The sequence below is a fragment of the Streptomyces sp. NPDC014907 genome, assembly GCF_055562975.1.
Genome location: NZ_JBVHEG010000011.1, coordinates 179,325 through 204,489, shown reverse-complemented (window position 1 = coordinate 204,489; position 25,165 = coordinate 179,325). Strand labels below are relative to the sequence as shown.

The following is a 25,165-nucleotide window of genomic DNA, read 5'->3' as shown; positions in this document are numbered from 1 at the left end:
GCCGCCTAGACTGGCCCCCATGGCGAAGTGGACACCGAAGCACGAGGCACCCGAGCCCCTGGAGGGGCCCGTCGTCGCCACCATCACCGGCGGCACGATCCTCTGGTTCGTCCTCTTCCTCGTCCAGCTCCCCTTCTACGGCTGGTTCGACGACCGGGACCTGACCTGGTGGGTGTGGACCTGCCTGGCCGGTGCCGGACTCGGGCTGATCGGCATCTGGTACGTCCGGAAGCGGGACGCGGCGATCAAGCGGCACGCGGCGGCGGCGGAGAACCCCGAGCCCCGGCCGTAACCCCGTACGGGCGGGAGGACGGCCCCGGGCCGGACCCCGCCCCGCTTCCCCGACCCGCCCCTCCCCGCCCCTCTCCAAATTCCGCCCCCGGAGCGGCCCCGCGCCCGCGCCGTCCCCGCATCGCCCTCCCCGGCGGGTGGACGGCCCGTTCCGGTCGTACCGTCGAAACCATGACGCAGCGGGCGAAGACCGACACGGACGACGGCGGGACGGCGGAGGGCGGACCGCCCGCCGGACGGCCCTCCGCCGGGGAGCCGCCCGGCGGGCACCGGCCGGGCGGGCTCACGTCCGCCGAGGTCGCGGAGCGGGTCGCCCGGGGCGAGGTCAACGACGTCCCCGTACGCAGTTCCCGCTCGCTCGCCGACATCGTCCGCGCCAACGTCTTCACCCGCTTCAACGCGATCATCGGCGTGCTGTGGGTGGTCATGCTCTTCGTCGCGCCGATCCAGGACGGCCTGTTCGGCTTCGTGATCATCGCGAACACCGGGATCGGCATCGTCCAGGAGCTGCGCGCCAAGAAGACCCTCGACGGGCTCGCGGTCGTCGGCGAGGCGAGACCGACCGTCCGGCGCGACGGGACCGCCACCGCGCTGCCCACCTCCGGGATCGTCCTCGGCGACCTGATCGAGCTGGGCCCCGGGGACAAGGTCGTGGTGGACGGGGAGGTCGCGGAGGCCGACGGCCTGGAGATCGACGAGTCGCTGCTCACCGGCGAGGCGGACCCGGTGGTGAAGAAGCCCGGCGACCCGGTGATGTCGGGCTCGTTCGTGGTCGCCGGCGGCGGCGCCTTCACCGCCACGAAGGTCGGCCGCGAGGCGTACGCGGCGCAGCTCGCGGAGGAGGCGTCCCGCTTCACGCTGGTCCACTCCGAGCTGCGCAGCGGCATCTCGACCATCCTCACGTACGTGACGTGGATGATGGTCCCGACCGCGATCGGGCTGGTCGTCAGCCAGCTCGTCGTCAAGGACGCCGACCTCAAGGAGTCCGTCGCCCGCACCGTCGGCGGCATCGTCCCGATGATCCCCGAGGGTCTCGTCCTGCTGACCTCCGTGGCCTTCGCGATCGGCGTGGTCCGCCTGGGCCGGAAGCAGTGCCTCGTGCAGGAGCTGCCGGCCATCGAGGGCCTGGCACGGGTCGACGTCGTCTGCCTCGACAAGACCGGCACGCTCACCGAGGGCGGCATGGACGTGTCCGGACTGCACCCGCTGAACGACTGCGACGAGGCGTACGCGCGGAAGGTCCTGGGGGCGTTCGGCGCGTCCGACCCGCGCCCGAACGCCTCCCTGCGGGCCGTCGCCGACGCGTATCCGGCGCCGGAGGGGTGGACGTGCACGGGGACGCTGCCGTTCTCCTCGGCCCGGAAGTACAGCGGCGCGGCGTTCGAGGAGGACTCCGGGGAGAGCACGGCGTGGCTGCTCGGCGCCCCCGACGTCCTCCTGGAGGAGGGCGACCCCGACCTGGCCGGGGCGGACCGCCTCAACGAGCGGGGCTTCCGGGTCCTCCTCCTCGCCCGCGCGCCCGGGGGGCTGGACTCCCCCGGGGCGGCCGGCGGGACCCGGCCGGCCGCGCTCGTCGTCCTGGAACAGAGGCTGCGCCCCGACGCGTCCGACACCCTGGCCTACTTCGCGGACCAGGACGTCGCCACCAAGGTCATCTCCGGCGACAACGCGGTCTCGGTGGGCGCGGTGGCCGGGAAGCTGGACCTGGCCGGCGCGGAGCACGCGGTGGACGCCCGCACGCTCCCCGGCGACCGGGACGAGATGGGCCGGGTCCTCGACGGGAACACGGTCTTCGGCCGGGTCTCCCCCCGGCAGAAGCGGGACATGGTGGCCGCGCTCCAGTCGCGCGGCCACACGGTCGCCATGACCGGCGACGGCGTGAACGACGTGCTGGCCCTGAAGGACGCCGACATCGGCGTGTCGATGGGGTCGGGCTCGGAGGCGACCCGGGCGGTCGCGCAGATCGTCCTCCTGAACGACTCCTTCGCGACGCTGCCGTCGGTGGTCGCGGAGGGCCGCCGGGTCATCGGCAACATCACGCGCGTGGCGACCCTCTTCCTGACGAAGACGGTCTACTCGGTGCTCCTGGCGGTCCTGGTGGTCTGCTCCCAGGTCGAGTACCCGTTCCTCCCCCGCCACCTGACCCTGCTCTCCACCCTGACCATCGGCGTCCCGGCCTTCTTCCTGGCCCTGGCCCCGAACAAGGAACGGGCCGCACCGCACTTCGTCCGCCGGGTCATGCGGTACGCGATCCCCGGCGGGGCCGTCGCGGCGGCGGCCACCTTCACCACGTACCTCCTGGCCCGCCACCACTACAGCGGCGCGGACGCCCTGGGGGCGGAGACCAGCGCCGCCACCCTCACCCTCTTCCTCGTCTCCCTCTGGGTCCTCGCGATCATCGCCCGCCCCTACACCTGGTGGCGCCTCACCCTGGTCGCCGCCATGGCCGCCGCGTTCCTCCTGGTCCTCGCCGTGCCCCGGCTCCAGGACTTCTTCGCCCTGAGGCTGGTCGGCACGACGATGCCGTGGGCGGCGGTCGCGATCGCGGCGGCGGGGGCGGCGCTGCTCGAACTCGCGTGGCGGTGGGTGGGCCGGAGGTTCCCGGCGTAGCGGGCTGCCACCCCGCCGGGCGCGCCCGGGGCGGGGAGACCCGGCGGGACGGCCGGGAGAAACGGCGGGGACCGGGAGACCCGGCGGGACGGCCGGGAAGGGCGGCCGGGAGGGGCGCGGCGGCTCCTCCCGGGCCGCGGGCGTCAGTCGAACCAGCGGTCCCGCGCCAGTTCCTCCGTGCGGGTCGGGTCCTCCAGGAGGGCCGCGACCTCGAAGCGGCGGGGCCACTGCCCGGCGGCCCAGGCGAGACCGGCGGCCACGCCCTCCAGGGTGGCGGCGTGGACGGTGCCGTCGGGGGTGCGGCGCCAGTCGAGCTCGGTGCCGCCCGCGCGGAGCTCCTCGTGCTCGACGTACACGGCCGGGGCCGAGGGGCCGAGGAGGGCGGCCACGGCGGCCGGGACCTCGTGCTCCTCGCCGGCCGTCGTGACCTCCGCCTCCACCGTCTCGCTCAGGCGCCGCACCTGGAACAGCTCCGCCAGGTCGGCCGCGCGGGACGGGGAGACGGGGAGGAGGGGCAGGCCCGCCGTCAGCGGGAGGAGGTCGGGGGCGTCCGCCACCACGGCCTCCGTCGCGTCCACCACCGTCAGGGTGCCGTCCACGACCGCCCGCAGCTCCTCCGGGAGGGTGACCTGCTCCGGGTCCAGGTCGGCGAGGGCCGTGTAGAGGGCGTGGAGCTGGGCGGCCGTCACCTCCCGGCCGGGGTCCGCGAGGCGGGCCAGCAGCTCCGCCGCGCCGCCCGGCTCGTCCAGGAGCGCCGCGACCGAGGTGCGAACGCCGAGGGCGCGCAGGACCTGCTCGTCGTCGAAGCCGGCCGCGTCGGCGGAGTCGTACAGGCCGGCCAGGAGCGGGTCGGTGCCCGCCGCGCGCAGTCCGGCCGGGCGGCGGCCGTCCAGGACGGGATGGTCCCGGAGCCACCAGGCCGTGTAGGAGCGGACCGTCTCGGTGGTGCCGTCCGGGAGGAGGACCCGTACGGGCTGGATCAGGGCGTCCCTCAGGGGCGGGACGGCCAGCAGGGCGAGCGCCCGGGGCCAGGCGTCGTCGTCCACCAGGTCCAGGTCCCGCACGGCCACGATCTCCGTCGCCACCGGCGGCACCGGCGACGGCGGCAGCCGGTCGAGGACGTCCTCGCACCACACGTCGACCGCGTCGAGGAGTCCGGCGTCGTCCGGCTCGGGGTAGTCGCCGTCACGGGGCTCGACCTCGTCCGGGTCGAGGACGAGATCACTCGTACGGACCAACCCGAACGTGGAGAGCACTCCGCAGGCGGCGAGGGGACGTTCACCCCAACGAGCGGCGAGGTCGGCGTCCACGAAGGCGAGTTCACCCTCGCGCATGACGGCGGCGAAGGGCGATCCGGGCATGACGAGTTCGCCCGCGGGGGAGAGTTCGCCGTCCTCGTCGGGAAGGGCGAGCGCCCCCAGCCACGGTTCCTCGCCCGGTTCGAGGCCCGCGTCCCGGACCAGGCCGAGGACCGTCTCGGCCAGCTCCTCGGCGTCCAGGGCGTTCACGTCCTCGTCCCAGACGTCGCCGACGTCCAGGGAGGCCGCGACCGCGAGCCGCACCTGGTGGGTCCGCAGGATCGCCCGGGGCGTGGCGGGCAGGGCGCCCAGCTTCTCCAGGAGCGGGTGGACCGCCTCCGGGTGGGCCACCTTCAGGCCGAGGCGGGCCAGTTCGGCGGGCGTCCCCTCCTGCGGGAGGAGGACCTGGCGGGGGCCGATCGCCGTACGGCCCCGGGCGCCCTCGACCTCCTCCGCCAGCGGCACCGGAAGGCCCGTCAGCCGGTCCGGGTCCACCCCGGCGAGGGAGTCGTACAACCGCCACCACCAGCCGGGGTCCCGGTCCACCCCGGCCAGGCGGTCGATCGCCTCGGTCAGGGGCACGCGGCCGACGCCGAGCGTGCGCAGCTCCGGCCGGCGTTCCAGGCCCGCCGGGAGGAGCGTCGGGAAGACCTCCGCGAGCACGTTCACGGTGTCCGCGCCCGCGCCCTCCACGACCTCCGCCTCGACGGGGCGGAGCGCGGGCAGCTCCTCCGTGGGGACGGCGGGCGCCAGGAACGCGACGCGCGGCAGCCGGTCGAGGATCGCCTCGCGCAGCGCCCCGTCGAGCGGGCCCTTGCCGAGCGGGCCGGGGACCAGGTCGAGCGCGGAGGGCGTCACCGGCCGCCAGTCGGCCAGGAGTTCCGCGTACGCGTCGGCCGCCCGCCGCACCAGGAAGTCGGTGAGCGGACCGGGCGCCGGGTGGCGGCGGGCGGTGTCGAGCGGCAGGGTCGCGATGAGGAGGGCGGGGATGCCCAGGGGTTCGTCCGTGGGGGTGGGGGCGTGCACGACGGGGGTGGTGCGCGGGTAGCGCGGGGCGCCCGCGTCGTCCACGGGCACGGCCCAGGTGACGGACCAGTGGGGGCGCAGGCGCTCCTCGACCGGACGGTCCTTCAGGAGCGCGGGCTCGATCGGGCCGCCGTGGGTGACGGTCCGCCAGCGGTGGGAGCCGGTGGCGCTGTCCTCGACGCGGACGTGGTCGCCGTCCTCGGAGCGGCGGAGGGTCCGCACCCCCCCGGGCGTCTCGACCACGACCTCGGCGAGGCCGGGCAGGGTGAGGAGCAGGGCGTCGTCGACCGAGGAGAGGAGCCGTTCGGTGAGGTCCTGGGCGGCGGCGTCGCGCAGCGGCAGGACCACGACGGTGTCGTAGCCCTCGGGTGCGGTGCCCTCGGCGGGCAGCGGAAGGCGCAGGAGGGGTACGTGGCCGTCGCGGCGGCGCAGTTCGTCGCCGAGGCCCGGGCTGTACCGGGCGGCCTCGGCGGCCAGGTCGCGGGCCTCCGCGAGGGACCAGCGGACGCCGCCGTGGCGGCTCAGGACGGCGGGCTCGTCGCTGACGGCGAGGACGGCGGCGAACCCGACGCCGAACCGGCCGACCGCGCCCGGGCCCGACGGGCCGCCGCCCTGCTCGCGCTTGGCGGAGGCGCGGAGGGTGGACAGCGACTCGGCGCCGGCGGCGTCCAGCGGGGCGCCGGTGTTGGCGGCGGCCAGGACGGCCGGGCCCTCGTGGTCCGCCGGGTGCAGGGTCAGGCGGAGGCGGCCGGTGACGCCGGCGCGGCGGGCGGCGTCGGCGGCGTTCTGGGCCAGCTCGACCACCAGCCGGTCGCGGTAGCCGCCGAGGGCGAGGTCCTCCTCGGCGTTGGCGTCCTCGCGGAAGCGGGCGGGGGAGGCGCCCCAGGCGTCGAGCACTCCGCGCCGCAGCCGTGCGGTGCCGAAGGGGTCGGTTCCGTCGGTCGTCGTCCGGACGCTGACGCTCACGTCTGACTCCACTCTGCGGTTCTGAGGGGTGGTTCTGCGGGGAGCGGTCCCGCGCGGGGCGGTTCCGCGGCGTGGCACCGCGCGGCGGCGTCACGTCCCGGGGCCGGAGACCCCGGGGCCCGAAGGTACCGCGCCCGGACACCCCCGGCCGACGGAGCGCGGACGGCCCCGGCGGACGGTGACGCGCGGTCTCCCGCCGCGTCGCGGGACGTCCCTCAGGAGTGGCCCAGGTCCTCCGACGCCGCGTCCGGCTCCGTCGTGGAGCCGGTGTCCCCGGCCGGGCGGAGGGGGAAGGCGTCGACGGCCGTCGAGTCGAAGACCGGGAGCGCGGGGCGCGGTGGCTTCGGCATGACCGCGGCCTCCGAGTGCCCCCCGCAGCCGTACGCCAGGGAGACGACCCGGCCGTCCGCCGGGGAGAACTCGTTGGCGCACACGCCGAAGGCCTGCTTCAGGGAGCCGGAGAGCGGCATCAGGAAGGCGCAGGACGCGCAGGTCGCGGGGGCCGCCTGCGCCATGGGGGTCTTGGCGCCGAAGGCGTCGTCCCAGCGGTCCGCGGCCATGCGCAGGCCGTGGCGGGAGAGGACCCGCGCCCGGCGCAGGCCCAGTTCCTCCGCGATCGAGGCGATCGAACCCCGCGTAGGGGTGCGGGTCACGATCTCGGCGTCCTCGACGTCGAGGTGGTCCGCCAGCTCCTCCGAGACCGCGGAGTTCGGCGGCGGCACGTCCCCGCCCGTGTACCCGGGCTCCAGGCGCGGGTCGTCCTGCTCGGTCGGCAGCAGGTCCCCCGGGCCCATGTCGCCGGGGCGCAGCCGCTCGCTCCACGGCACCCACTCGGGGGCGAGGAGGGAGTCGGGGCCGGGCAGCAGGACGGTTTCGTCGAGCGTGACGTTCTTGGCGCGGGAGGCCCGCGTGACCGTCACCGCCCAGCGCCAGCCCCGGTAGCCGGGCTCCTTGGACTCGAAGAAGTGGGTGACGACGCGGTCACCCTCCGCGACGACGTCGACGTGCGCGCCCACGATCCCCGGGGCGGCCGCCTCCTCGGCGGCCTCCCGCGCGAGGTCCACGGCCTCGGCGCACAGGCGGTCGGGGGTACGCGTGGCTCGCGGGGCACGCGGGGTACCGCTTCGCGTCGTCGCAGCACTCACAGGTATCGCTTCTCTCCTACGCCGTCTCACGGGTGCGCCGGCCGGGAGGCGGGAGCGAAGCAACGGGCGGCGGGCGGAGCGGACCAGGGGGCCGCATCGACGTCCGCGCCCGACGTGTCTCGCGCGTCTCGGGCACACCTATCACCATCCATTCTGCGGGATGCCGAAGAGGCGCGCGGCCGAGAGCTTCCGCCGGTGACGCGCTACGCACGCTACCCCGTCCGCGCCCCTCCGCCCACCTGCCGGTCCCAAGAGGCCCGTCCGGCGGTCCCGGGAGAACGCCCGCCGGCCCCGGAACCGGGGGTCCCGGACCCGCGTCCGGCCCCGTCCGCGCGAAGGGCGACACGCCCGGGGCGGACGGCCGTCCGGACGGTCCGCCGACACGCCTCCGGGACCTCTCCCGTACGGGACGGGCCCACGGGCCTCCCCGGGGTCTCCCGCGTCGCGCCACGATTCGGTTCCCGGCCTTGGGGCACTATGACGGGGTGGCAGCCGCACGGTCCCCCGCACGATCCGAGGATCACGCCGGGCCGCTCCGGAGAGCGGGCCGGGCGGTCGGCCGTGCCCTGCACCTCCCCTTCACCGGCACCGCGAAGGGCATCCGGAAGGCCACCCACGCGCACGGGGCGGGCGAGTCGGGGCTCGGCAAGCTGATCGAGCTGCACGCCGTGAACGGCGCCGGGGACGTCATGATCACCGTCGCCCTCGCCTCCACCGTCTTCTTCTCCGTGCCGACCGACGAGGCACGCGGACGCGTCGCCCTCTACCTCGCCATCACCATGGCCCCGTTCACCCTGCTCGCCCCCGTGATCGGCCCGATCCTGGACCGCGTCCCGCACGGCCGGCGCGCGGCGATGGCGGTCGCGATGGGGACCCGCGCGGCCCTGGCGATCATGATGTCGGGGGCGGTCGCCACCGGCGGCATCGAGCTGTACCCGGCCGCGCTCGGCGTGCTCGTGGCCTCGAAGGCGTACGGAGTGGTGCGCAGCGCGGTCGTGCCCCGGCTGCTGCCACCGGGCTTCTCGCTCGTGAAGGCGAACTCCAGGGTCACCCTGGCCGGGCTCCTGGCCACCGGGATCGCCGCGCCCGTCGGGGCGGGGCTCCAGATGATCGGACCGGGCTGGCCGCTGTACGGGGCGTGCGCGCTGTTCCTGCTCGGCGTGTTCTGGGCGCTGCGCATGCCGCCCAAGGTGGATTCCGCGAAGGGCGAGCGGCGGGCGCACCTGCTGGCGCACGACGAGGCCCACGACGAGGTCCACGACAGGGCGCGGCGCGGGCGCCGGGGGCGGACGCGCGACAGGACGGGCGGCAGGACGTCCGGCAGGACGTCCTGCGGGCGGAGACCGGGCCTGCGGTCGGTCGGGCCGTCCGTCCTGCGCGGCCTGGCGGCGAACGCGGCCCAGCGCATGCTGTCGGGCTTCCTGATCTTCTTCCTGGCGTTCCTGCTGCGCGAGCACCCGCTGTCCGGACAGAGCGCCGCCGTCTCCCTCGGCATCGTGGGCGTGGCGGCCGGCGTGGGCAACGCGTGCGGCACGGCGGCCGGCTCGCTGCTCCGGGACCGGGGCCACGGACCCGAGGTGATCATCGCGACGATGATCAGCGTGGTGCTCGGCACGGCGATCTGCACGGCGGTCTTCTTCGGCGGCGTGATGGTCGCCGTCCTCGGCGCGGTCGCGGGCACCACCCAGGCCCTGTCCAAGCTGTCCCTGGACGCGCTGATCCAGCGGGACGTGCCCGAAGCGGTGCGGACCTCGGCGTTCGCGCGCTCCGAGACGGCCCTCCAGATGGCGTGGGTGGTGGGCGGCGCGATCGGCATCGCGCTCCCCCTGAACGGCACCCTCGGCATGTCCGTCGCGGCCGCGATCCTGGCCCTGGGCGCCCTCCTCGCCGTCCGCGGCCTCCTCGCGGAGGCCCGCCGGCGGCCGAGCTCCGAGAACCGCCCGAAGACCCGGGTGGCATAGCCCGGCGGCGCGTCCCGGGGACGGGCGGGCCGGTACGGGACGGGTACGGGACGGCAGGGCGGCGGGGTCTCCCCCGGGGCCCCGGACGGGTTCCCGGGGAGGGCCCGGACAGGGTTCCCCGGAGAGGGTCCCCCGGGGAGGCCCGGACAGGGTTCCCCGGAAGCTCCCTGACAGGGTCCACGAAGGACCCGGACGGGTCCCAGGCAGGGCCCGGGCGGGTCCCAGGCAGGGTCCGGGCGGGTCCCGGGGAAGGCCCGGACGGGTCCCAGGCAGGGCCCGGCGGGGCTCCCAAGGAAGACCCGGGCGGCGCCCCCAAGGGGCTCTCGGGGGTCCCGCAAAGGGCTCCCCGGGGGGGTCCCGGCCGGGCTCCGGGGGTAAGGGACGGCCCGGTCCGCCCCGTACCGGAAGGCGGCACGCCGTACCCCCGCGTGGCGCGGAAGCGGCGGCCCGATAGCCTTCGGCTCATGACCGTTGCGTTCTTCTCCGGCTCGCGCCGCCGGGCCGCCGTCGCCCTCGGGGCCGTCTCCGCCGGGCTCCTCGTCCTCTCCGCCTGCGACAAGCCGACTCCGCTCGCGACCCTGACGGTCGGGACCGACTCGGTCCACTCCGAGGCCGCCTGCTACAACAACGGCGACGCCCTCAAGGAGTCGCAGATCCAGCAGTGCCTCAACAAGAAGGCCGACAAGTCCATCACCGTGGCGATGGACGACAAGATCCGCTTCGGCGTGGACCCGGAGGTCGCGGACCACGGCTGGACGATCTTCCTCGGCGGCCAGCAGGCCGAGCCCGAGCCCTACAAGAAGACGTACCGGACCATCTCGGCCAGCGCCTTCTTCACCAGCCAGACCGGCGAGTCCACCGACAACGCCCAGGTGACCATCGTCGAGAACACCGGCAAGAAGCTGACCGGCGTCTGGCACTTCCAGCTGAAGAAGGACTCCTGATCCGCCGGTGGTCCACCGGACACTGATCGTGACGGCCGTGGCGGCGGAGGCGGACTCCGTCACCGCCGGCCTCGGACCCGCTGCCCCGCGGCCCGTTCCGCTGCCGGGGGGCCTCGTCCTGCGCCGTCACCCGGACGGGGACCGCGCGCGCGTCGACGTCCTCGTCGGCGGGGTCGGCCCGGCGGCCGTCGCCGCCGCGACGGGAACGGCCCTGGCACACGCCTCGCTCACGGGCCCGGAGGCCGGTGACCGCGACCGCCCGTACGACCTCGTCGTCTCCGCCGGGATCGCCGGCGGGTTCCAGCCGTCGGCCCCGCCCGGTTCCGTCGTCGTCTCGTCCGCGATCGTCGCCGCCGACCTCGGGGCGGAGACCCCCGACGGGTACCTCACCGTCGAGGAACTCGGCTTCGGGCGGTCCACGCACCCCGTGCCCGGGGCGCTGACCGGCCGCGTCGCCGCCGCCCTGGCCGCCGGGGGGCTGCCGTGCGCCGTCGGGCCCGTCCTCACCATCTCCACCGTCACCGGCACCGCCCGGCGCGCCGCCGAGCTGGCGGAGCGGCACCCCGGGGCCGCCGCCGAGGCGATGGAGGGCTTCGGCGTCGCCGAGGCCGCCGCCGCGTACGGGGTGCCCGTCGTCGAGATCCGGACCGTGTCGAACGCCGTCGGCCCGCGCGACCGCGCCGCCTGGCGCGTCGGGGACGCCCTGGCCGCGCTCCGGCACGCCGTCCAGCTCCTCAGCCGAACCGTCTTCGTGGAGGCGCCGTGAAACTGAAGATCGCCTACTCGCCCTGCCCGAACGACACCTTCGTCTTCGACGCCTGGGCCCACGGCCGCGTCCCGGACGCCCCCCGGCTCGACGTGACCTTCGCGGACATCGACGTCACCAACGGCTGGGCCGAGAGCGGCACCGACCCGCACGACGTCCTGAAGGTGTCGTACGCCGTGCTGCCCCGCATCCTCGACGAGTACGCCCTGCTGCCCTGCGGCGGTGCCCTCGGCCGGGGCTGCGGGCCGCTCGTCCTGACCCGGTCCGCGGCGACCGGCGCCGACCTGGCGGGCAAGCGGATCGCGGTGCCGAGCGAGCGGTCGACCGCGTACCTGCTGTTCCGGCTGTGGGCGGCCGAGGCCGTGCCCGGCGGGGTCGGGGAGGTCGTCGTGATGCCGTTCCACGCGATCATGCCCGCCGTCCGCGACGGCCGGGTCGACGCGGGGCTCGTCATCCACGAGGCCCGCTTCACCTACCAGGAGTACGGGCTGCACCGGCTCGCCGACATGGGCGAGCACTGGGAGGACACCACCGGGCTCCCGATCCCGCTCGGCGCGATCGTCGCCCGCCGCTCGCTCGGCGAGGACACCCTCCGGCGGCTCGCCGACGCGACCCGCGCCTCCGTCCGCATGGCCTGGGACGACCCGGAGGCCTCCCGCCCGTACGTCCTGGAACACGCCCAGGAGATGGACCCGAAGGTGGCGGACCAGCACATCGGGCTCTACGTGAACGAGTTCACCGCCGACCTCGGCGAGCACGGGTACGCGGCGGTGCGCGGGCTGCTCACCCGCGCCGCGGCCGAGGGACTCGTACCGCCCCTCGGCCCGGACGCGCTGTCGTTCCCCTGAACCGGCCACACGCCTGAACCGGTTACACGTCTGACCGGTCACGCGTCTGAACCGGTCACGCGTCTGGCCGGCTACACGTCGAGCTGGTCCGCGACCGCCCGCAGCAGACCGGCGATCTTCTTGCCCTGGGTCTTCTCCGGGTAGCGGCCGCGCTCCAGCATCGGCGTGATGTTCTCCAGGAGCGTCGTCAGGTCCTGCACGATGGACGCGAGTTCGTCGGGCTTGCGGCGCTGCGCGGCGGCGACGGACGGGGTGGGGTCGAGGATCACGACGGACAGCGCCTGGTCGCCGCGCTGGCCCGCGACGACGCCGAACTCGACCCGCTGCCCCGGCTTCAGCGCCTCGGTCCCGGCAGGGAGCACCGACGAGTGGACGAAGACGTCACCGCCGTCGTCGCGGGAGAGGAAGCCGAAGCCCTTCTCGCTGTTGAACCATTTCACCTTGCCGGTAGGCACGTCCGTCCTCGTCCTCGTCGATGGGGATGGCAAACGGCGGGCCGACCGACCCGCCGCCACCAAGGCTAATGGTCCGGGGGCCGGTGACAAGACGTCGCCGATGTGTTCCTGCGGCCTGGGAACTACCCTGGCCGGATGCGTAGTGAAACCCCTGCCGCGCCGGTGGACGACAGCGCCCCCGGTGACGGTCTCGTCAAGGCCGGTGTGATCGTCTTCGCGATCGGCGCGGTCGCGACGCTGGTCACCGTGGCCCCGCTGTTCCTCGGGACGGACCCGTTCCCCACCGTCGCGTACACCGTCTCCATGCTGATGGGGGTCGGTTTCCTCGTCGCGGCCGCCGGACTGATGCGGTCGATCGCGGTCCAGCGGCGCCGGGACAGGGCCGGCGCGAACGCCGCCGCTCAGGCCCGGTAGGCCTCCCACCAGGCGCGGAAGTCCGTCAGGTCGGCCAGGACCACGTCCGCGCCGGCCTCCCGCAGCTCCTCGGCGGAGCAGGGGCCGGTCGTCACGGCCACCGAGAGGGCGCCCGCCGCCGCGGCGCCCCGGACGTCGCCGGTGTGGTCCCCCACGTACACCCGGGCGCCGTGGGCGCGCAGGGCCTCCGCCTTGCCCTCGGCCCACAGGCCGCCGACGACCGCGTCGGGCTCCATGCCGAGGTGCTCCATGTGCAGCTCGGCGTGCGGGCCGTTCTTCGCGGTGACGACGATCGTCCGGCCGCCCGACTCGCGCACGGCCCGGAGCGCGTCCCTGGCGCCCGGCATCGGGACCGAGGGCCCGATCGCGTACACCGGGTAGAGCGACCGGTAGCGGGCCGCCATCTCCGGGACGCGCTCCTGGGGGAACCAGTACGCCATCTCCTGTTCGAGCGGCGGTCCGAGGCGCGTCACGACGAGGTCGGCGTCGATCGCGACGCCGGTCTCGGCGGCGAAGGCCTCGAACGTGGCCTTGATGCCGGGCCGGGTGTCGAGGAGGGTCAGATCGAGGTCGAACCCGACGGTGGGGGGCGTGCCGGGGTCACCGGGGGTGCGGGCGGTGCTCGGGGAAGTCATGACGCCATTCTGGCCGGGCGCCCGGACGGGACGGGGACGGGCGTCGGCGGCGGGGACGGGGATCGGTGCCGGCGGGAACGGGATCGGCGCAACTGGGGAGGCCCGGGGGGGCCGGGGAGGCCGGGGCTCTCCAGGCCGAGGTCCCGGCCGCGCGTCGGGACGGGCCGGGACGAGCCGGGTCGGGACGAGCCGTGATGAGCCGGACCGGGACGCTCCGGGCCGGGAGGGACCGGCTCGGGCGTACCGAAGCGGGCCGGAACGGGCCGGGCGCACGCACCGGGGCGGGCCGGAGCCCCGGCCGTACGCGCCGGGGCGGGGGCTCAGCGCCGGCGGGAGCGCCACAGCAGGAACAGGGCCGAGGCCACCGCCGCGCCCCTCAGGACCCATGGCCAGGTCTCGGAGACCGCCGCGCCCATCGCCTCGCCGCCCGCGCCCACCGGGGCGCCCCAGCGGCCCTCGACGCGGCCCCACAGCCAGACGGCCCCGGACGCGGCGGAGAGGCCGGGGATCACCAGGACGGCGGCCTTCGCCTCGCCGGGGGTCAGCCGGCGGGAGGCGTGGGCGAGGAGCCAGCCCGCGGCCAGGGCGACGAGCGAGCCGAAGACGGCTCCCCCGAGGAGGAGCAGCGCGGCGAGCAGGACGAAGGGGCCGGTGGGGCGGGGCCGGGACGGCGCCTCCGGCTCCGCCGCCGGGGCGGGCGCCGGGGTCCCGGTCCCGCGCCGGCGGAGGAGCCGGGCGAACGGGCGGCGCTTCCCGGGGGCGGCCTCCCCGGCCTCCTCCTCGCCCTCCGGGGGCGCGGGCGGCCTGAAGAGGTCCGGGCGCTCGATCCCGCCGACGAAGCCGGGGACGACGGCGGCGTCCTCCTCCGTCCGCCACCAGTCGGGCTCCCCCGGCCCGCCGGCGGCGGGCCCCTCCACGCCCCCGTGGAACACCGGGCCCCCGGCCCCCGGCGCGCCGGAGCGCGGTGCCGGGATTCCGGGCCCACCGGGACCGGACCCGCCGGGGCCGTCCGCCCCTGCGCCGTCGCGGGTCCCGGACGGGGCGCCTCCGGATCTCCCCGCGCGCCTTCCCTCCCCCGAGCGCTTCCCCTCCCCCGCGCGGGACGGCCCGTCCGTACGGGGCGGCTTCTCCGCGCGGGGCCCCGGCACCGGCCCCCGCGCCGTCCCTGGGGTCTCCGCGCCCCCCGGGGTTCCTCCCCGCTCCGGGGCCGCCCGGCCCACCACCTCGTCCGGGGTGCCCAGGTCGCCGAGGATGCCGCGCACCGTCGCCGGGCCCTCCTCACCGCGGGTGGCGCGCCGCCGGTCGATCTCGCTCCGGAGCGTCGACACCAGCCGCGCGCGGTCGCCCGCCGGCAACTGCCGCTGCTGTGCCAGATCGCCGACCCGGCTCAGATAGTCGTCGACCAACCGGTCACTCTCGATCCCCACGGTGCCCCTCCACGGCCGGTTCGCCCGGTACGGCCCGACGTTAGCGCCTGAACAGCGGCTAACGTGGGGCGGATGGGGATCGGTGAGCACGACCGGGAGGCGCACGTGCCCGAGGGAACTGGTGCCGTCGCGGCGCCCCGCACGCTCGCGGAGGCGCTTCGCGCACGGGGCGACGAAGGACTCGCCGCGCTGCTGCGCGCCCGTCCCGACCTGCTGAATCCCGTACCGAACGACCTGACGCAGCTGGCGACCCGGGCCGGGACGCGGGGGTCGGTGGTGCGGGCCCTGGAGCGGCTCGACCGGTTCGCCCTCCAGACGGCCGAGGCGCTCGCCGTCGCGCCGGACCCGGCCCCCTACCCGGTGCTCCTGGCCCTGCTCACCGGCGACGAGGGCGACCCGGTGATCGGGGCGGCGCTGCCCGGCGCGGTGGCGCTGCTGCGCGAACAGGCCCTGGTCTGGGGCGAGGACGACCGGCTGCGGCTCGTGCGGACCGCGCGGGAGCTGCTGGCGCCGTCGCCGCAGCACCCGTCGCCGACCGGGCTCGGTCCCACGGTGGGCGAGGCGACGGCCGGGATGTCGCCGGGCCGGGTGCAGGAGATCCTGGCGGCGGCCGGGCTCGCGCCGACGCACGACCCGGTGTCGGCGGTGGCGGCGCTGACGGGCCTCTTCACCGACCGGGACCGGATGGGCGCGCTCCTCGACGAGGCGTCACCGGAGGCGCTGGCCGTCCTGGACCGGCTCGTGTGGGGCCCGCCGTACGGCGAGGTGACGGCGAACCCGACCCCGCCGGTGCGCTGGCTGCGCGACCGGGGCCTGCTGCTCCCGGTGTCGGAGCGGACGCTGGTGCTGCCGCGCGAGGTGGCGCTGCACCTGCGGGGCGGGCGGGCGCACCGGCACCCGGAGCCGGTGGCGCCCGAGGTCCGCGTCCTGCGCGAGCACCGCCCCGAGGTGGTGGACGGCGCGGCCGCCGGACAGGCGCACACGGCGCTCGCGACCGTCGAGGAGCTGCTGAAGTCCTGGGACGGGGGCGGCCCGCCGGTGCTGCGGGCGGGCGGCCTGTCGGTGCGGGACCTCCGGCGGACGGCCGCCGCGCTCGACGTGACGGAGCATGCCGCGGCGTTCTGGCTGGAACTCGGCCACGGGGCGGGGCTGCTCGCGTCGGACGGGGAGGCGGACGAGCGGTACGCGCCGACGCCCGCCTACGACGACTGGCTGGACCTGCCGCCCGCCGAGCGCTGGACCCGGCTCGTCACGCCCTGGCTCGCCGCGACCCGCACGCCGGGACTGGTGGGCGGGCAGGACGCCAAGGGCCGCACCCTCGCCGCGCTCGGCCCGGACCTGGACCGGGCGGCCGCGCCCGAGGTGCGGCACCGGGTCCTGCACCTCCTGGCGTCGCTCCCGCCGGGAGCCGCCGCCGACCCGGAGTCGCTGTTCGCCCGGCTCCGCTGGGAGCGCCCGCCGCGGGGCGGCGAGGCCCGGACGGGAACGCCGGGACCCGCGGCCGGGCCGGATTCCGGCCTTCCCGGCGATCTGCGGTCCCGGCTGGCGCGCTGGACGCTCGCCGAGGCCGAACTCCTCGGGATCACCGGCAGGGGCGCCCTGGCGGGCCCGGCCCGCGCCCTGCTCAACCTGCCGCTCGCCGAGGCCGCGTCGCCCGCCGCCCCGGGCGGCGGGGTCGAGGAGTCGGTGGCCGCCGAGCGGGCGGCGGAGCTGCTCGCGCCGCTGCTGCCGGAGGCCGTCGACCACGTCCTGCTCCAGGCCGACCTGACGGCCGTCGCGCCCGGTCCGCTGCGGCGGCCGCTGGCCGAGGCGCTCGCGGTCCTCGCGGACGTGGAGTCGAAGGGTGGCGCGACGGTCTACCGGTTCACGCCCGGTTCCGTACGGCGGGCGCTCGACGCCGGGCGGACCGCGTCCGACCTGCACGCCTTCCTCGCCGCGCACTCCCGCACGCCGGTGCCGCAGCCGCTCGCGTACCTGGTGGACGACGTGGCCCGGCGCCACGGGCACCTGCGGGTGGGGGCGGCGTCCGCGTACGTGCGCTGCGACGACGACACCGTGCTGGGCGAGATCCTGGCCGACCGGCGCTCCGCCGCCCTGGGCCTGCGGCGCCTCGCGCCGACGGTGCTCGCCGCGCGGACGGACCCGGCGTCGCTGCTCGAAGGGCTGCGGTCGATGGGGTACGCCCCGGCGGCCGAGTCCGCCGAGGGCGACGTCCTGGTGACCCGCGCCGACGCGTACCGCACGCCCGCGCGCACGGCCCCCGTGCCCGTGCCGGACGGCCCGCCCGCCCCCGACGACGCCCTCCTGGGCGCGGCGGTGCGGGCGATCCGGGCCGGCGACCGGGCGGCGACGGCGGTGCGGAAGGAACCGGCCCCCGCCCCCGCGGCGGCCGGCGCGCTCCCCCGCACCTCGGCCGCCGAGACGCTGGCGACCGTCCAGGCCGCCGCGATGACCGGCTCGGCGGTCTGGATCGGCTACGTCAACGCGGACGGCGCGGCCAGCCAGCGCGTGATCGCCCCGGTGCGGGTGGAGGGCGGTTTCGTGACCGGGTACGACCACACGGCCGACGAGGTCCGCACGTATCCCCTGCACCGGATCACGGGCGTGGCGGAGCTGGCGGACGACCAGGTGTGAGCGGGGCCGGGCCCGGCCCGGGGTGGACGGTATCGGGGGCGTCCCGGCCCCGGGGCGGGCGTCAGCGGCGCGGGGCCACCAGCGCGCCGGGGTCGAGCTTCAGCGGGAACGGCTCCTCCACGGCCGTCTCGCGCCCGGCCTCGGCGACGAGCCGCTCCACGTAGTGACCGTCCCGCAGCTCGGAGACGACGAGGGCGGGCGCGGGCTCCAGTTCGAGGCGCCACAGGTGCTCGATGCCGGCCTCCGCGTAGTACGGCGGCTTGAGCAACCGGTCCGTGCGGCGGCCGGAGGACGACGGCGAGACGATCTCGACGACGAGGAGCACGGCGTCGGCGTCGCACGTCACCGGGTTCTCGGCGGCGGCCGCGGCCTCCACGACGACGAGGTCGGGGACGAAGAGCCCGTCGGGCAGGACAACGTTGACGGCTTCCAGCACCTCGGCGGAGACGCCGGCCGCCTGGACGGCGGAGTCGAGCAGACTCCACAGCCGGGACGACGCCCGCTGGTGCATGAATCCCGGAGCCGGTGACATCAAGAGTGCTTCCCCCATCAATTCGCGACGCTCACCGCGGTCCTCCCCCAGAGCCAGCACCTCTTCTCTCGTCCAAGGCCCGTAATGCGGATCGTGAGCCACGCTCATCTCCCGTCACCTCCCTCGCGCGGAAACCGGTGCCCCCAGTGTGGCAGCCCCTGCCGGCAAAGGCCCCGCATCAGGCAGACTGGAGGATTGGCCGTCGCCGGAGCGGCCCGGGAAGGACCTGATCGCGCGTGAACGGACCGCTCATCGTCCAGAGTGACAAGACGCTGCTCCTGGAGGTCGACCACGAACGGGCCGAGGCCTGCCGCCGGGCCATCGCGCCCTTCGCGGAGCTGGAGCGGGCCCCCGAGCACATCCACACCTACCGGGTGACGCCGCTCGGGCTGTGGAACGCGCGGGCCGCCGGGCACGACGCCGAGCAGGTCGTGGACGCGCTCGTGGAGTACTCGCGCTACCCCGTGCCGCACGCCCTGCTGGTCGACGTGGCCGAGACCATGGACCGCTACGGGCGCCTCACCCTCTCCAAGCACCCCACCCACGGGCTGGTGCTGACCACCACCGACCGGCCCGTCCTGGAGGAGATCCTCCGGTCCAGGAAGGTGCAGCCGCTGGTCGGGGAGCGGATCGACCCGGACACCGTGGCCGTGCACCCCTCCGAGCGCGGGCAGATCAAGCAGACCCTCCTGAAGCTGGGCTGGCCGGCCGAGGACCTCGCCGGGTACGTGGACGGGGAGGCGCACCGGATCGACCTCGCCGAGGACGGCTGGAGCCTGCGCCCGTACCAGAAGCAGGCCGTGGAGGGCTTCTGGCACGGCGGCTCCGGGGTCGTCGTGCTGCCGTGCGGCGCGGGCAAGACGCTGGTCGGCGCCGGGGCGATGGCGCGGGCGAAGGCCACCACGCTGATCCTGGTGACGAACACCGTCTCCGCCCGTCAGTGGAAGCACGAACTGGTGAAGCGGACCTCGCTGACCGAGGACGAGATCGGCGAGTACTCCGGGACGAGGAAGGAGATCCGGCCGGTCACCATCGCCACCTACCAGGTGCTCACGACCCGCCGGAAGGGCGTCTATCCGCACCTGGAGCTGTTCGACTCCCGCGACTGGGGCCTCATCGTCTACGACGAGGTGCACCTGCTGCCCGCGCCCGTCTTCAAGTTCACCGCCGACCTCCAGGCCCGGCGGCGGCTCGGCCTGACCGCGACCCTCGTGCGCGAGGACGGGCGCGAGTCGGACGTGTTCTCGCTGATCGGGCCGAAGCGGTTCGACGCGCCGTGGAAGGAGATCGAGGCGCAGGGGTACATCGCGCCCGCCGACTGCGTCGAGGTCCGGGTGAACCTGACCGACGCGGAACGGCTCGCGTACGCGACGGCCGAGCCGGAGGAGAAGTACCGCTTCTGCGCGACGACGGCGACGAAGCGGAAGGTGACGGAGGCGCTGGTGCGGAGGTTCGCCGGGCAGCAGATCCTCGTCATCGGCCAGTACATCGACCAGCTCGACGAGCTGGGCGAGCACCTCGGCGCGCCGGTCATCAAGGGCGAGACGCCCAACAAGGAGCGGGAGCGGCTCTTCGACGCGTTCCGCACCGGCGAGATCAGCGTGCTCGTGGTGTCGAAGGTCGCGAACTTCTCGATCGACCTGCCGGAGGCGACGGTCGCCATCCAGGTGTCGGGCACCTTCGGGTCCCGGCAGGAGGAGGCCCAGCGCCTCGGCCGGGTGCTGCGGCCGAAGGCCGACGGCCACCAGGCGCACTTCTACTCGGTGGTCGCGCGGGACACCATCGACCAGGACTTCGCGGCGCACCGGCAGCGGTTCCTGGCGGAACAGGGCTACGCGTACCGGATCGTGGACGCGGACGAGCTGCTGGCGCCGTAGGCTCCCCGCCCCCGGCCGTCGCTCGCGGGCGGCGGCCGGGGGATGTTCCGCGGGACGGGGGCGGAGGCGTGTCGCGGGACGGGGCGGGGCCGTGCCGTGCGGGCCCGGGGTGCTCGGACGCCGCGGTCCGGTGCCCGTCCCGGGTGTGGGCCGGCGATCCGTCGGGCCGGGGGCCTCAGGTGCGCGGGCCGATGCCCTTCCAGCCGTTGTCGAGCAGGTCGAAGGCGCGGGTCAGGGCCTCGCGGGCGTCGCCGTGGGCCCGGGCGGCCCGGGGTGCCTCGAGGGCGAAGTGGGCCAGGGCGGTGCACGCCGGATCGTCCTCGGCGAGGCCGCTCTCCTCGGCGATGACCCGGGCGAGGGCGGCGGTGTGGCGCAGCCACATGGCCTGCTGGTAGTCGCGCAGGGCGGGGGTGGAGTCCACCAGGGCGAGGAAGGCCGTGAAGCCGGGGTCGCCGTCCGCGTCGGTCCTGCGGTGGCGCAGGGCGTGCTCGCACAGGGCGGCCGGGACGGACCGGCCGGGGGGCCGCTCGCGCACGGCGGCGAGCAGGTGCGCCTCCAGGTCGGCCTCCTCGTCGAAGACGAGGGCCTCCTTGGTCGGGAAGTGCTTGAACAGCGTGGTGGTGGACACGTCCGCGGCCTCCGCGATCTCGCGGATGCCCACGGCGTCGTAACCGCGCTCCAGGAACAGGCGCAGCGCGGCGTCGGCGACGGCCCGGCGGGTGGCGGCCTTCTTGCGTTCGCGGCGGCCCGCCGGTGCCGGGGCGGCGGCGCTCGGGGGTTCGGTGTCGGGCATGCGGACAGCCTACCGCCAAGGTTGACCGGATACAAAAGTTGAGTCGTTGCACTTTTTTCTCCGGCGTGTTCTTCTGGAGGAGGCGGCACCGGGACGATCCCGGTGCCGCACGTCCACCACCCCACCCCGCACGCCCGCCACCCGGCGCCGGGCCCCGCCGCGCCCCGCGCCGGCCGTGCCCCCGCCCGGGTCCGGCTCCCGGGCGTCCGCCCGACCGCCGCCCGGCACCGGCGGCACGAAGGGATCACCGCCATGACCACCGCCCCCGCACCCCGCATCGCCATCGTCGGCGCCGGCCCCGGCGGCCTGACCTGCGCCCGCGTCCTGCGCCGGCACGGCATCGCCGCCACCGTCTACGACCGCGACACCGGCCCCGGCGCCCGCGACCAGGGCGGCACCCTCGACCTCCACGAGGACGACGGGCAGCTCGCCCTGCGCGAGGCCGGGCTCCTCGACGACTTCCTCCGCCTCTCCCGCCCCGAAGGACAGGAGATGCGCCGGCTGGACGCGGCCACGGGGAAGATCGGGTTCCACCACGTCCCCGAGGACGGCGAACGCCTCAAGCCCGAGATCGACCGCGGCCGGCTGCGCGCCCTCCTCCTGGACTCGCTCGAACCGGGCACCGTGCGCTGGGGCCACGCCCTGCACGCCGTCGAGGGCCCCGCCGGAGGGCCCCGCCTGCTGCGCTTCACCGACGGCACCACCGCCGGGGCCGACCTCGTCATCGGCGCCGACGGCGCGTGGTCCCGGGTCCGCCGCGCCGTCTCCCCGGCCGTGCCCCGGTACACCGGCGTCAGCTTCCTCGAAGCCCGGTTCCACGACGTGGACGAACGGCACCCCGACATCGCCGCGCTGGTCGGCCCGGGCAGCGCCGCCGCCGCCGACGGCGAGCGCGGCCTGTTCGCCCAGCGCGACGGGGGCGGCCACATCCGCGTCCACCTCGTCCAGCGCGTCCCCGCCGACCGGATCGCCACCGGCCCGGCCCCGGCCGTCCGGGACACCGACGCCGTCCGCGCGCTCCTCCTGGAGCGGTACCGCGACTGGGCACCGGACCTGCGCCGGCTGATCACCGACAACGACGGGCCCTACGTCGACCGCCCCCTCCACGCGCTGCCCGTCCCCCACACCTGGGAGCACGACCCCGCCGTCACCCTGCTGGGGGACGCCGCGCACCTCATGCCCCCGCTCGGCGTCGGCGTCAACCTCGCCATGCTCGACGCCTGCGAACTCGCCCTCGCCCTCGCGCGCCACGACACCACCGCCGAGGCCGTCCGCGCCTACGAGGAGACCATGCTGCCCCGCTCCGCCGACATGCAGCGCCTCCTCGACGGCGCCGCCGAAGGGCTGCTCTCCGACGAGCCGCACGACCGCCCCGGCGGCCGCTGAGGCACGGACCGGCCCCGCGACCGCCCTCAGTCCAGGGCGGCGAGGAGCGGGCCGGCGACCGCCAGGGCGTACTGGGCGGCGACGAGCGCGCGGCGGGGGACGGCGAGGGCCGCCGCGCCCGCGAGGGCTCCGAGGGCCAGGGCCCAGAGGCCGGCCATGAGGAACCCGCCGCCCACGCCGTCGCCCTCGACGGCGTCGACGAGCCCGAGGACGACGGTGAGCACCAGGCACCCGGCGAGGAGGAGGAACCCGCAGAGCGCGAGGACGCGCAGGGCGCGGGTGCCGGGGGCGGCGGGGCCGGGGGCGGTGGGCTCGGGTTCGGTGGGCGCGGGGTCGGTGGGCGCGGGGGAGTCCGTCGGCGCGGGGCCGGGGGCGGTGGGCTCGGGTTCGGTGGGCGCGGGGGAGTCCGTCGGCTCGGGGCCGGAGGCGATGGGCGCGGGGTCGGTGGGCGCGGGGGAGTCCGTCGGCGTCGTCATGGCCCGATCACATCAGGGGCGCGGGGGCGGCGGCAGGCGCCCCGCTACTCAGCCGGGCGGTGCGCGTACTCAGGCGGACGCGCGTTCGGGCGCGTACCGGGGGCGGGGGTTCCGCACCCCCGCCTCCGGCGGGCCGTAGTCACCGAGGAGGACGACCCCGGCCGCGGCGCCGCCGAAGGCGCGCAGCGCGCGGAGGACGGGGCCCGCGCGGTGGGGGCGGGGGACGGCGGTCACGAGGGAGAAGGTCGTCGCGGACATGTTTCCATCATGGAATCCGGACATGTCGAACACATCCCCCCAGGGAGCGAGACGGGACCGGGACGGGGTCCGACGTGAGGCCCACCCCGTCCCCTACGGGACGGAATCCGTTCGCCCCGGCCCCTCCCCAGGGTCTACACTCGCCAGCTTCCCCGCCTCCCCCGTGGAGAGCCGCCGACCGGTCGGAAACCGGCGGCCACTCCGACGTGTCCGCGCATCCGCCCCGGAGGCTCCCCCGTGTCCGTGCCCGTGTCCGACCAGCCGCCCGTGCCGCCGTCCGGCGATCCGCTCGCGCGCGAGCGCGCCCATCTGGCCGCCTCCCGCGCCGCCCTGCGCGCGATGCGCGAGGACGTGCAGGCGCTGGACATCAAGGACGTCACCGCGAACTGGGTCAACTCGATCGTCCTGGAACGGCAGATCGAGGACCGGATCAAGGCGCTCGCCGACCTCTCCGGGACCCCGCTCTTCTTCGGGCGCCTCGACTACCTGCCCACCGCGCAGGAGGGACAGCGGTTCTACATCGGCCGGCGGCACGTCCACGACGCCGCCGGCGACCCCATGGTGATCGACTGGCGCGCGCCGGTGTCGCAGCCCTTCTACCGGGCGTCCCGGAAGGACCCGCAGGACGTGGGACTGCGGCGGCGCTTCGGGTACACGGGCGGCGAACTGACCGCCTACGAGGACGAGGACCTGTCCGGCCCGGAGGAGGAGGGGGCGTGGACCAGCCGGCTCCTGCGGGCGGAGATCGAGCGGCCGCGCGTCGGCCCCATGCGGGACATCGTGGCGACGATCCAGCCCGAGCAGGACGAGATCGTCCGCTCCGGCCTGTCGGGGTCGGTCTGCGTGCAGGGAGGGCCCGGGACCGGCAAGACGGCCGTGGGCCTGCACCGCGTCGCGTACCTCCTCTACGCGCACCGGGAACGGCTCGCCCGCACCGGCACCCTGGTCGTCGGACCGAACCGCTCCTTCCTCCAGTACATCGAGCAGGTGCTGCCCGCCCTGGGCGAACTGGAGGTGAAGCAGGCGACGGTGGACGACCTCGTGGCACACGTGGAGGTGCGGGGGACGGACCCGGCGGCGACGGCGGTCGTGAAGGGCGACGCCCGGATGGCGCGGGTGCTGCGGCGGGCGCTCTACGCGCACGTGACGCTGCCGGAGGAGCCCCTGACGGTGGTGCGCGGTTCGCGCCGCTGGCGGATTCCCGCCTACGAACTTCAGGAGATCGTACGGGAGTTGCTGGACCGCGACATGCGGTACGGGGCGGCCCGCGAGGCCCTCCCGCAACGGGTGGCGCACTCCGTGCTCGTGCGGATGGAGCAGGCGGGCGAGGCCCCGGACGACCGGGTGCAGAACGCGGTCGCGCGGAACGCGGCGGTGAAGGCGTTCGTGAAGGAGTGCTGGCCGCCGGTGGACCCGGCGAAACTGGTGCTGCGCCTCCTGGGCGACGCGGAGTTCCTGGCCGAGCACGCGGAGGGGCTGCTCACGGAGGACGAGCGGAAGCTGCTGCTGTGGGAGAGGCCCGCCCGGAGCGTGCGGGCGGCGACGTGGTCGGCGGCGGACGCGGTGCTCGTGGACGAGGCGAAGGACCTGGTGGAGCGGACGCACTCGCTCGGCCACGTGGTCCTGGACGAGGCGCAGGACCTGTCCCCCATGCAGTACCGGGCGGTGGGCCGCCGCTGCGCCACCGGTTCGGCGACGGTCCTGGGCGACCTCGCACAGGGCACGACGCCGTGGGCGACGGAGAGCTGGGCGCAGGCGCTCGGACACCTGGGGAAGCCGGAGGCGGTGGTGGAGGAGCTGACGACCGGCTTCCGGGTGCCGCGCGAGGTGATCGCGTACGCCTCGCGGCTGCTCCCGCACATGTCGCCGGGGCTCGCGGCGGTGGAGTCGGTCCGGGAGAACCCGGGTTCGCTGGCGGTCCGGCGCGCGGAGGACCTGGACGCGGACGTGGTCGCGGCCTGCGCCGAGGCGCTGGGCCACGAGGGCTCGACCGGCCTGATCGCCGCCGACGCGCGGATCGCGCCGCTCGCGGAGGCGCTGGCGGCGGCGGGCCTGGCGTACCTCTCCCCCGGCGAGGAGACGACGGCCGGGTCCCGGCTGACCCTGGTCCCGGCGTCGCTCGCGAAGGGCCTGGAGTACGACTACGTGGTCCTGGACGAACCGGCGGCGGTCGTGGACGGCGAACCCGACGAACGCACGGGCCTGCGGCGGCTGTACGTCGCGCTGACGCGTGCGGTGTCGGGGCTGACGGTGGTGCACGCGGCGCCGCTGCCGGGGCAGTTGGGCGCGCCGTGAGCGCGGACGCGCCGTGAGCGCGGGCGCCCCGCGCCGCGCCGGGACGGAGCCGGTGGCCGATCCCCCGCACCGGGAGGTGTGAGGGACCCGGGGCCCGGTGGGGCGCGAGGGCCCCGGGGCCCGGTGGG

20 protein-coding genes are annotated in these 25,165 nt (G+C 76.1%); 11 read left to right on the top strand and 9 right to left on the bottom strand.

Annotation, left to right across the window (positions count from 1 at the left end; genetic code table 11):
• Positions 1 to 19: 19 nt before the first annotated feature.
• Positions 20 to 292, top strand: coding sequence for a DUF2530 domain-containing protein (locus tag ACZ3IL_RS25070; RefSeq protein WP_467393634.1), 273 nt, complete (start codon positions 20 to 22; stop codon positions 290 to 292).
• Positions 293 to 462: 170 nt separating this feature from the next.
• Entirely contained in the window at positions 463 to 2,901 is a 2,439-nt protein-coding gene (locus tag ACZ3IL_RS25065) for an HAD-IC family P-type ATPase (protein WP_467393632.1), read from the top strand.
• A 143-nt stretch (positions 2,902 to 3,044) separates the two neighbouring features.
• Here the strand turns inward: ACZ3IL_RS25065 and ACZ3IL_RS25060 are convergent, their stop codons facing one another.
• On the bottom strand, positions 3,045 to 6,203 hold the full coding sequence (locus ACZ3IL_RS25060; RefSeq protein ID WP_467393630.1) for a sacsin N-terminal ATP-binding-like domain-containing protein: 3,159 nt from the start codon (positions 6,201 to 6,203) through the stop codon (positions 3,045 to 3,047).
• A gap of 203 nt (positions 6,204 to 6,406) precedes the next feature.
• Entirely contained in the window at positions 6,407 to 7,336 is a 930-nt protein-coding gene (locus ACZ3IL_RS25055) for a DUF3027 domain-containing protein (RefSeq protein WP_467393628.1), read from the bottom strand.
• 485 nt (positions 7,337 to 7,821) lie between these two features.
• On the opposite strand from ACZ3IL_RS25055, the gene ACZ3IL_RS25050 reads away from it, so the two are divergent.
• From ACZ3IL_RS25050 to ACZ3IL_RS25035, 4 genes are all read left to right on the top strand, one after another.
• The gene (locus tag ACZ3IL_RS25050) at positions 7,822 to 9,297 is read left to right on the top strand and encodes an MFS transporter (protein WP_467393626.1); all 1,476 of its coding nucleotides are present in this window, start codon (positions 7,822 to 7,824) and stop codon (positions 9,295 to 9,297) included.
• 464 nt (positions 9,298 to 9,761) lie between these two features.
• On the top strand, positions 9,762 to 10,241 hold the full coding sequence (locus tag ACZ3IL_RS25045; RefSeq protein ID WP_467393624.1) for a DUF2771 domain-containing protein: 480 nt from the start codon (positions 9,762 to 9,764) through the stop codon (positions 10,239 to 10,241).
• A gap of 7 nt (positions 10,242 to 10,248) precedes the next feature.
• Entirely contained in the window at positions 10,249 to 11,007 is a 759-nt protein-coding gene (locus tag ACZ3IL_RS25040; RefSeq protein WP_467393622.1) for a futalosine hydrolase, read from the top strand.
• On the top strand, positions 11,004 to 11,855 hold the full coding sequence (locus tag ACZ3IL_RS25035; protein ID WP_467393620.1) for a 1,4-dihydroxy-6-naphthoate synthase: 852 nt from the start codon (positions 11,004 to 11,006) through the stop codon (positions 11,853 to 11,855). The genes ACZ3IL_RS25040 and ACZ3IL_RS25035 overlap by 4 nt, the downstream gene beginning before the upstream one ends.
• A gap of 71 nt (positions 11,856 to 11,926) precedes the next feature.
• On the opposite strand, the gene ACZ3IL_RS25030 is transcribed toward ACZ3IL_RS25035, so the two are convergent.
• Positions 11,927 to 12,310 (bottom strand): cold-shock protein, encoded by a 384-nt coding sequence (locus tag ACZ3IL_RS25030; RefSeq protein WP_467393618.1) that lies wholly within the window; start codon positions 12,308 to 12,310, stop codon positions 11,927 to 11,929.
• A gap of 135 nt (positions 12,311 to 12,445) precedes the next feature.
• Between ACZ3IL_RS25030 and ACZ3IL_RS25025 the strand changes: the two genes are divergently transcribed.
• Positions 12,446 to 12,724, top strand: coding sequence for a hypothetical protein (locus tag ACZ3IL_RS25025; protein ID WP_467393616.1), 279 nt, complete (start codon positions 12,446 to 12,448; stop codon positions 12,722 to 12,724).
• Here the strand turns inward: ACZ3IL_RS25025 and ACZ3IL_RS25020 are convergent.
• Together ACZ3IL_RS25020 and ACZ3IL_RS25015 are read right to left on the bottom strand one after the other, a co-directional pair.
• Positions 12,712 to 13,359, bottom strand: a complete 648-nt coding sequence (locus tag ACZ3IL_RS25020) for an HAD family hydrolase (protein WP_467393614.1) — start codon at positions 13,357 to 13,359, stop codon at positions 12,712 to 12,714. The genes ACZ3IL_RS25025 and ACZ3IL_RS25020 overlap by 13 nt on opposite strands.
• A 320-nt stretch (positions 13,360 to 13,679) precedes the next feature.
• Positions 13,680 to 14,786, bottom strand: a complete 1,107-nt coding sequence (locus ACZ3IL_RS25015; protein ID WP_467393612.1) for a hypothetical protein — start codon at positions 14,784 to 14,786, stop codon at positions 13,680 to 13,682.
• 72 nt (positions 14,787 to 14,858) lie between these two features.
• Here ACZ3IL_RS25015 and ACZ3IL_RS25010 point away from each other — a divergent pair, with 72 nt between their 5' ends.
• Positions 14,859 to 17,420, top strand: a complete 2,562-nt coding sequence (locus ACZ3IL_RS25010) for a helicase-associated domain-containing protein (protein ID WP_467393610.1) — start codon at positions 14,859 to 14,861, stop codon at positions 17,418 to 17,420.
• Positions 17,421 to 17,481: 61 nt separating this feature from the next.
• Here ACZ3IL_RS25010 and ACZ3IL_RS25005 read toward each other — a convergent pair whose 3' ends face one another.
• Entirely contained in the window at positions 17,482 to 18,060 is a 579-nt protein-coding gene (locus ACZ3IL_RS25005) for a Uma2 family endonuclease (RefSeq protein ID WP_467393608.1), read from the bottom strand.
• Positions 18,061 to 18,188: 128 nt separating this feature from the next.
• Here ACZ3IL_RS25005 and ACZ3IL_RS25000 point away from each other — a divergent pair, with 128 nt between their 5' ends.
• On the top strand, positions 18,189 to 19,829 hold the full coding sequence (locus ACZ3IL_RS25000; protein ID WP_467393606.1) for a DNA repair helicase XPB: 1,641 nt from the start codon (positions 18,189 to 18,191) through the stop codon (positions 19,827 to 19,829).
• 175 nt (positions 19,830 to 20,004) lie between these two features.
• On the opposite strand, the gene ACZ3IL_RS24995 is transcribed toward ACZ3IL_RS25000, so the two are convergent.
• Positions 20,005 to 20,622: a TetR/AcrR family transcriptional regulator gene (locus tag ACZ3IL_RS24995; RefSeq protein WP_467393604.1), complete on the bottom strand. Its 618-nt coding sequence runs from the start codon at positions 20,620 to 20,622 to the stop codon at positions 20,005 to 20,007.
• 252 nt (positions 20,623 to 20,874) lie between these two features.
• On the opposite strand from ACZ3IL_RS24995, the gene ACZ3IL_RS24990 reads away from it, so the two are divergent.
• On the top strand, positions 20,875 to 22,008 hold the full coding sequence (locus ACZ3IL_RS24990; RefSeq protein WP_467393602.1) for an FAD-dependent oxidoreductase: 1,134 nt from the start codon (positions 20,875 to 20,877) through the stop codon (positions 22,006 to 22,008).
• 26 nt (positions 22,009 to 22,034) lie between these two features.
• On the opposite strand, the gene ACZ3IL_RS24985 is transcribed toward ACZ3IL_RS24990, so the two are convergent.
• Positions 22,035 to 22,484, bottom strand: coding sequence for a hypothetical protein (locus ACZ3IL_RS24985; protein ID WP_467393600.1), 450 nt, complete (start codon positions 22,482 to 22,484; stop codon positions 22,035 to 22,037).
• Positions 22,485 to 22,553: 69 nt separating this feature from the next.
• Positions 22,554 to 22,742, bottom strand: coding sequence for a hypothetical protein (locus ACZ3IL_RS24980; RefSeq protein ID WP_467393598.1), 189 nt, complete (start codon positions 22,740 to 22,742; stop codon positions 22,554 to 22,556).
• 237 nt (positions 22,743 to 22,979) lie between these two features.
• Between ACZ3IL_RS24980 and ACZ3IL_RS24975 the strand changes: the two genes are divergently transcribed.
• Positions 22,980 to 25,037 (top strand): HelD family protein, encoded by a 2,058-nt coding sequence (locus tag ACZ3IL_RS24975; protein ID WP_467393596.1) that lies wholly within the window; start codon positions 22,980 to 22,982, stop codon positions 25,035 to 25,037.
• Positions 25,038 to 25,165: the final 128 nt, after the last annotated feature.

What these genes read in the sequence shown, in the direction of transcription:
- ACZ3IL_RS25020 (WP_467393614.1), bottom strand. Translation starts at nt 13,359, where the DNA reads ATGACTTCCCCGAGCACCGCCCGCACCCCCGGTGACCCCGGCACGCCC.
- ACZ3IL_RS25010 (WP_467393610.1), top strand. Translation starts at nt 14,859, where the DNA reads ATGGGGATCGGTGAGCACGACCGGGAGGCGCACGTGCCCGAGGGAACT.
- ACZ3IL_RS25065 (WP_467393632.1), top strand. Translation starts at nt 463, where the DNA reads ATGACGCAGCGGGCGAAGACCGACACGGACGACGGCGGGACGGCGGAG.
- ACZ3IL_RS24985 (WP_467393600.1), bottom strand. Translation starts at nt 22,484, where the DNA reads ATGACGACGCCGACGGACTCCCCCGCGCCCACCGACCCCGCGCCCATC.
- ACZ3IL_RS24980 (WP_467393598.1), bottom strand. Translation starts at nt 22,742, where the DNA reads ATGTCCGCGACGACCTTCTCCCTCGTGACCGCCGTCCCCCGCCCCCAC.
- ACZ3IL_RS25025 (WP_467393616.1), top strand. Translation starts at nt 12,446, where the DNA reads ATGCGTAGTGAAACCCCTGCCGCGCCGGTGGACGACAGCGCCCCCGGT.
- ACZ3IL_RS24990 (WP_467393602.1), top strand. Translation starts at nt 20,875, where the DNA reads ATGACCACCGCCCCCGCACCCCGCATCGCCATCGTCGGCGCCGGCCCC.
- ACZ3IL_RS25045 (WP_467393624.1), top strand. Translation starts at nt 9,762, where the DNA reads ATGACCGTTGCGTTCTTCTCCGGCTCGCGCCGCCGGGCCGCCGTCGCC.
- ACZ3IL_RS25005 (WP_467393608.1), bottom strand. Translation starts at nt 18,060, where the DNA reads ATGAGCGTGGCTCACGATCCGCATTACGGGCCTTGGACGAGAGAAGAG.
- ACZ3IL_RS25070 (WP_467393634.1), top strand. Translation starts at nt 20, where the DNA reads ATGGCGAAGTGGACACCGAAGCACGAGGCACCCGAGCCCCTGGAGGGG.
- ACZ3IL_RS24995 (WP_467393604.1), bottom strand. Translation starts at nt 20,622, where the DNA reads ATGCCCGACACCGAACCCCCGAGCGCCGCCGCCCCGGCACCGGCGGGC.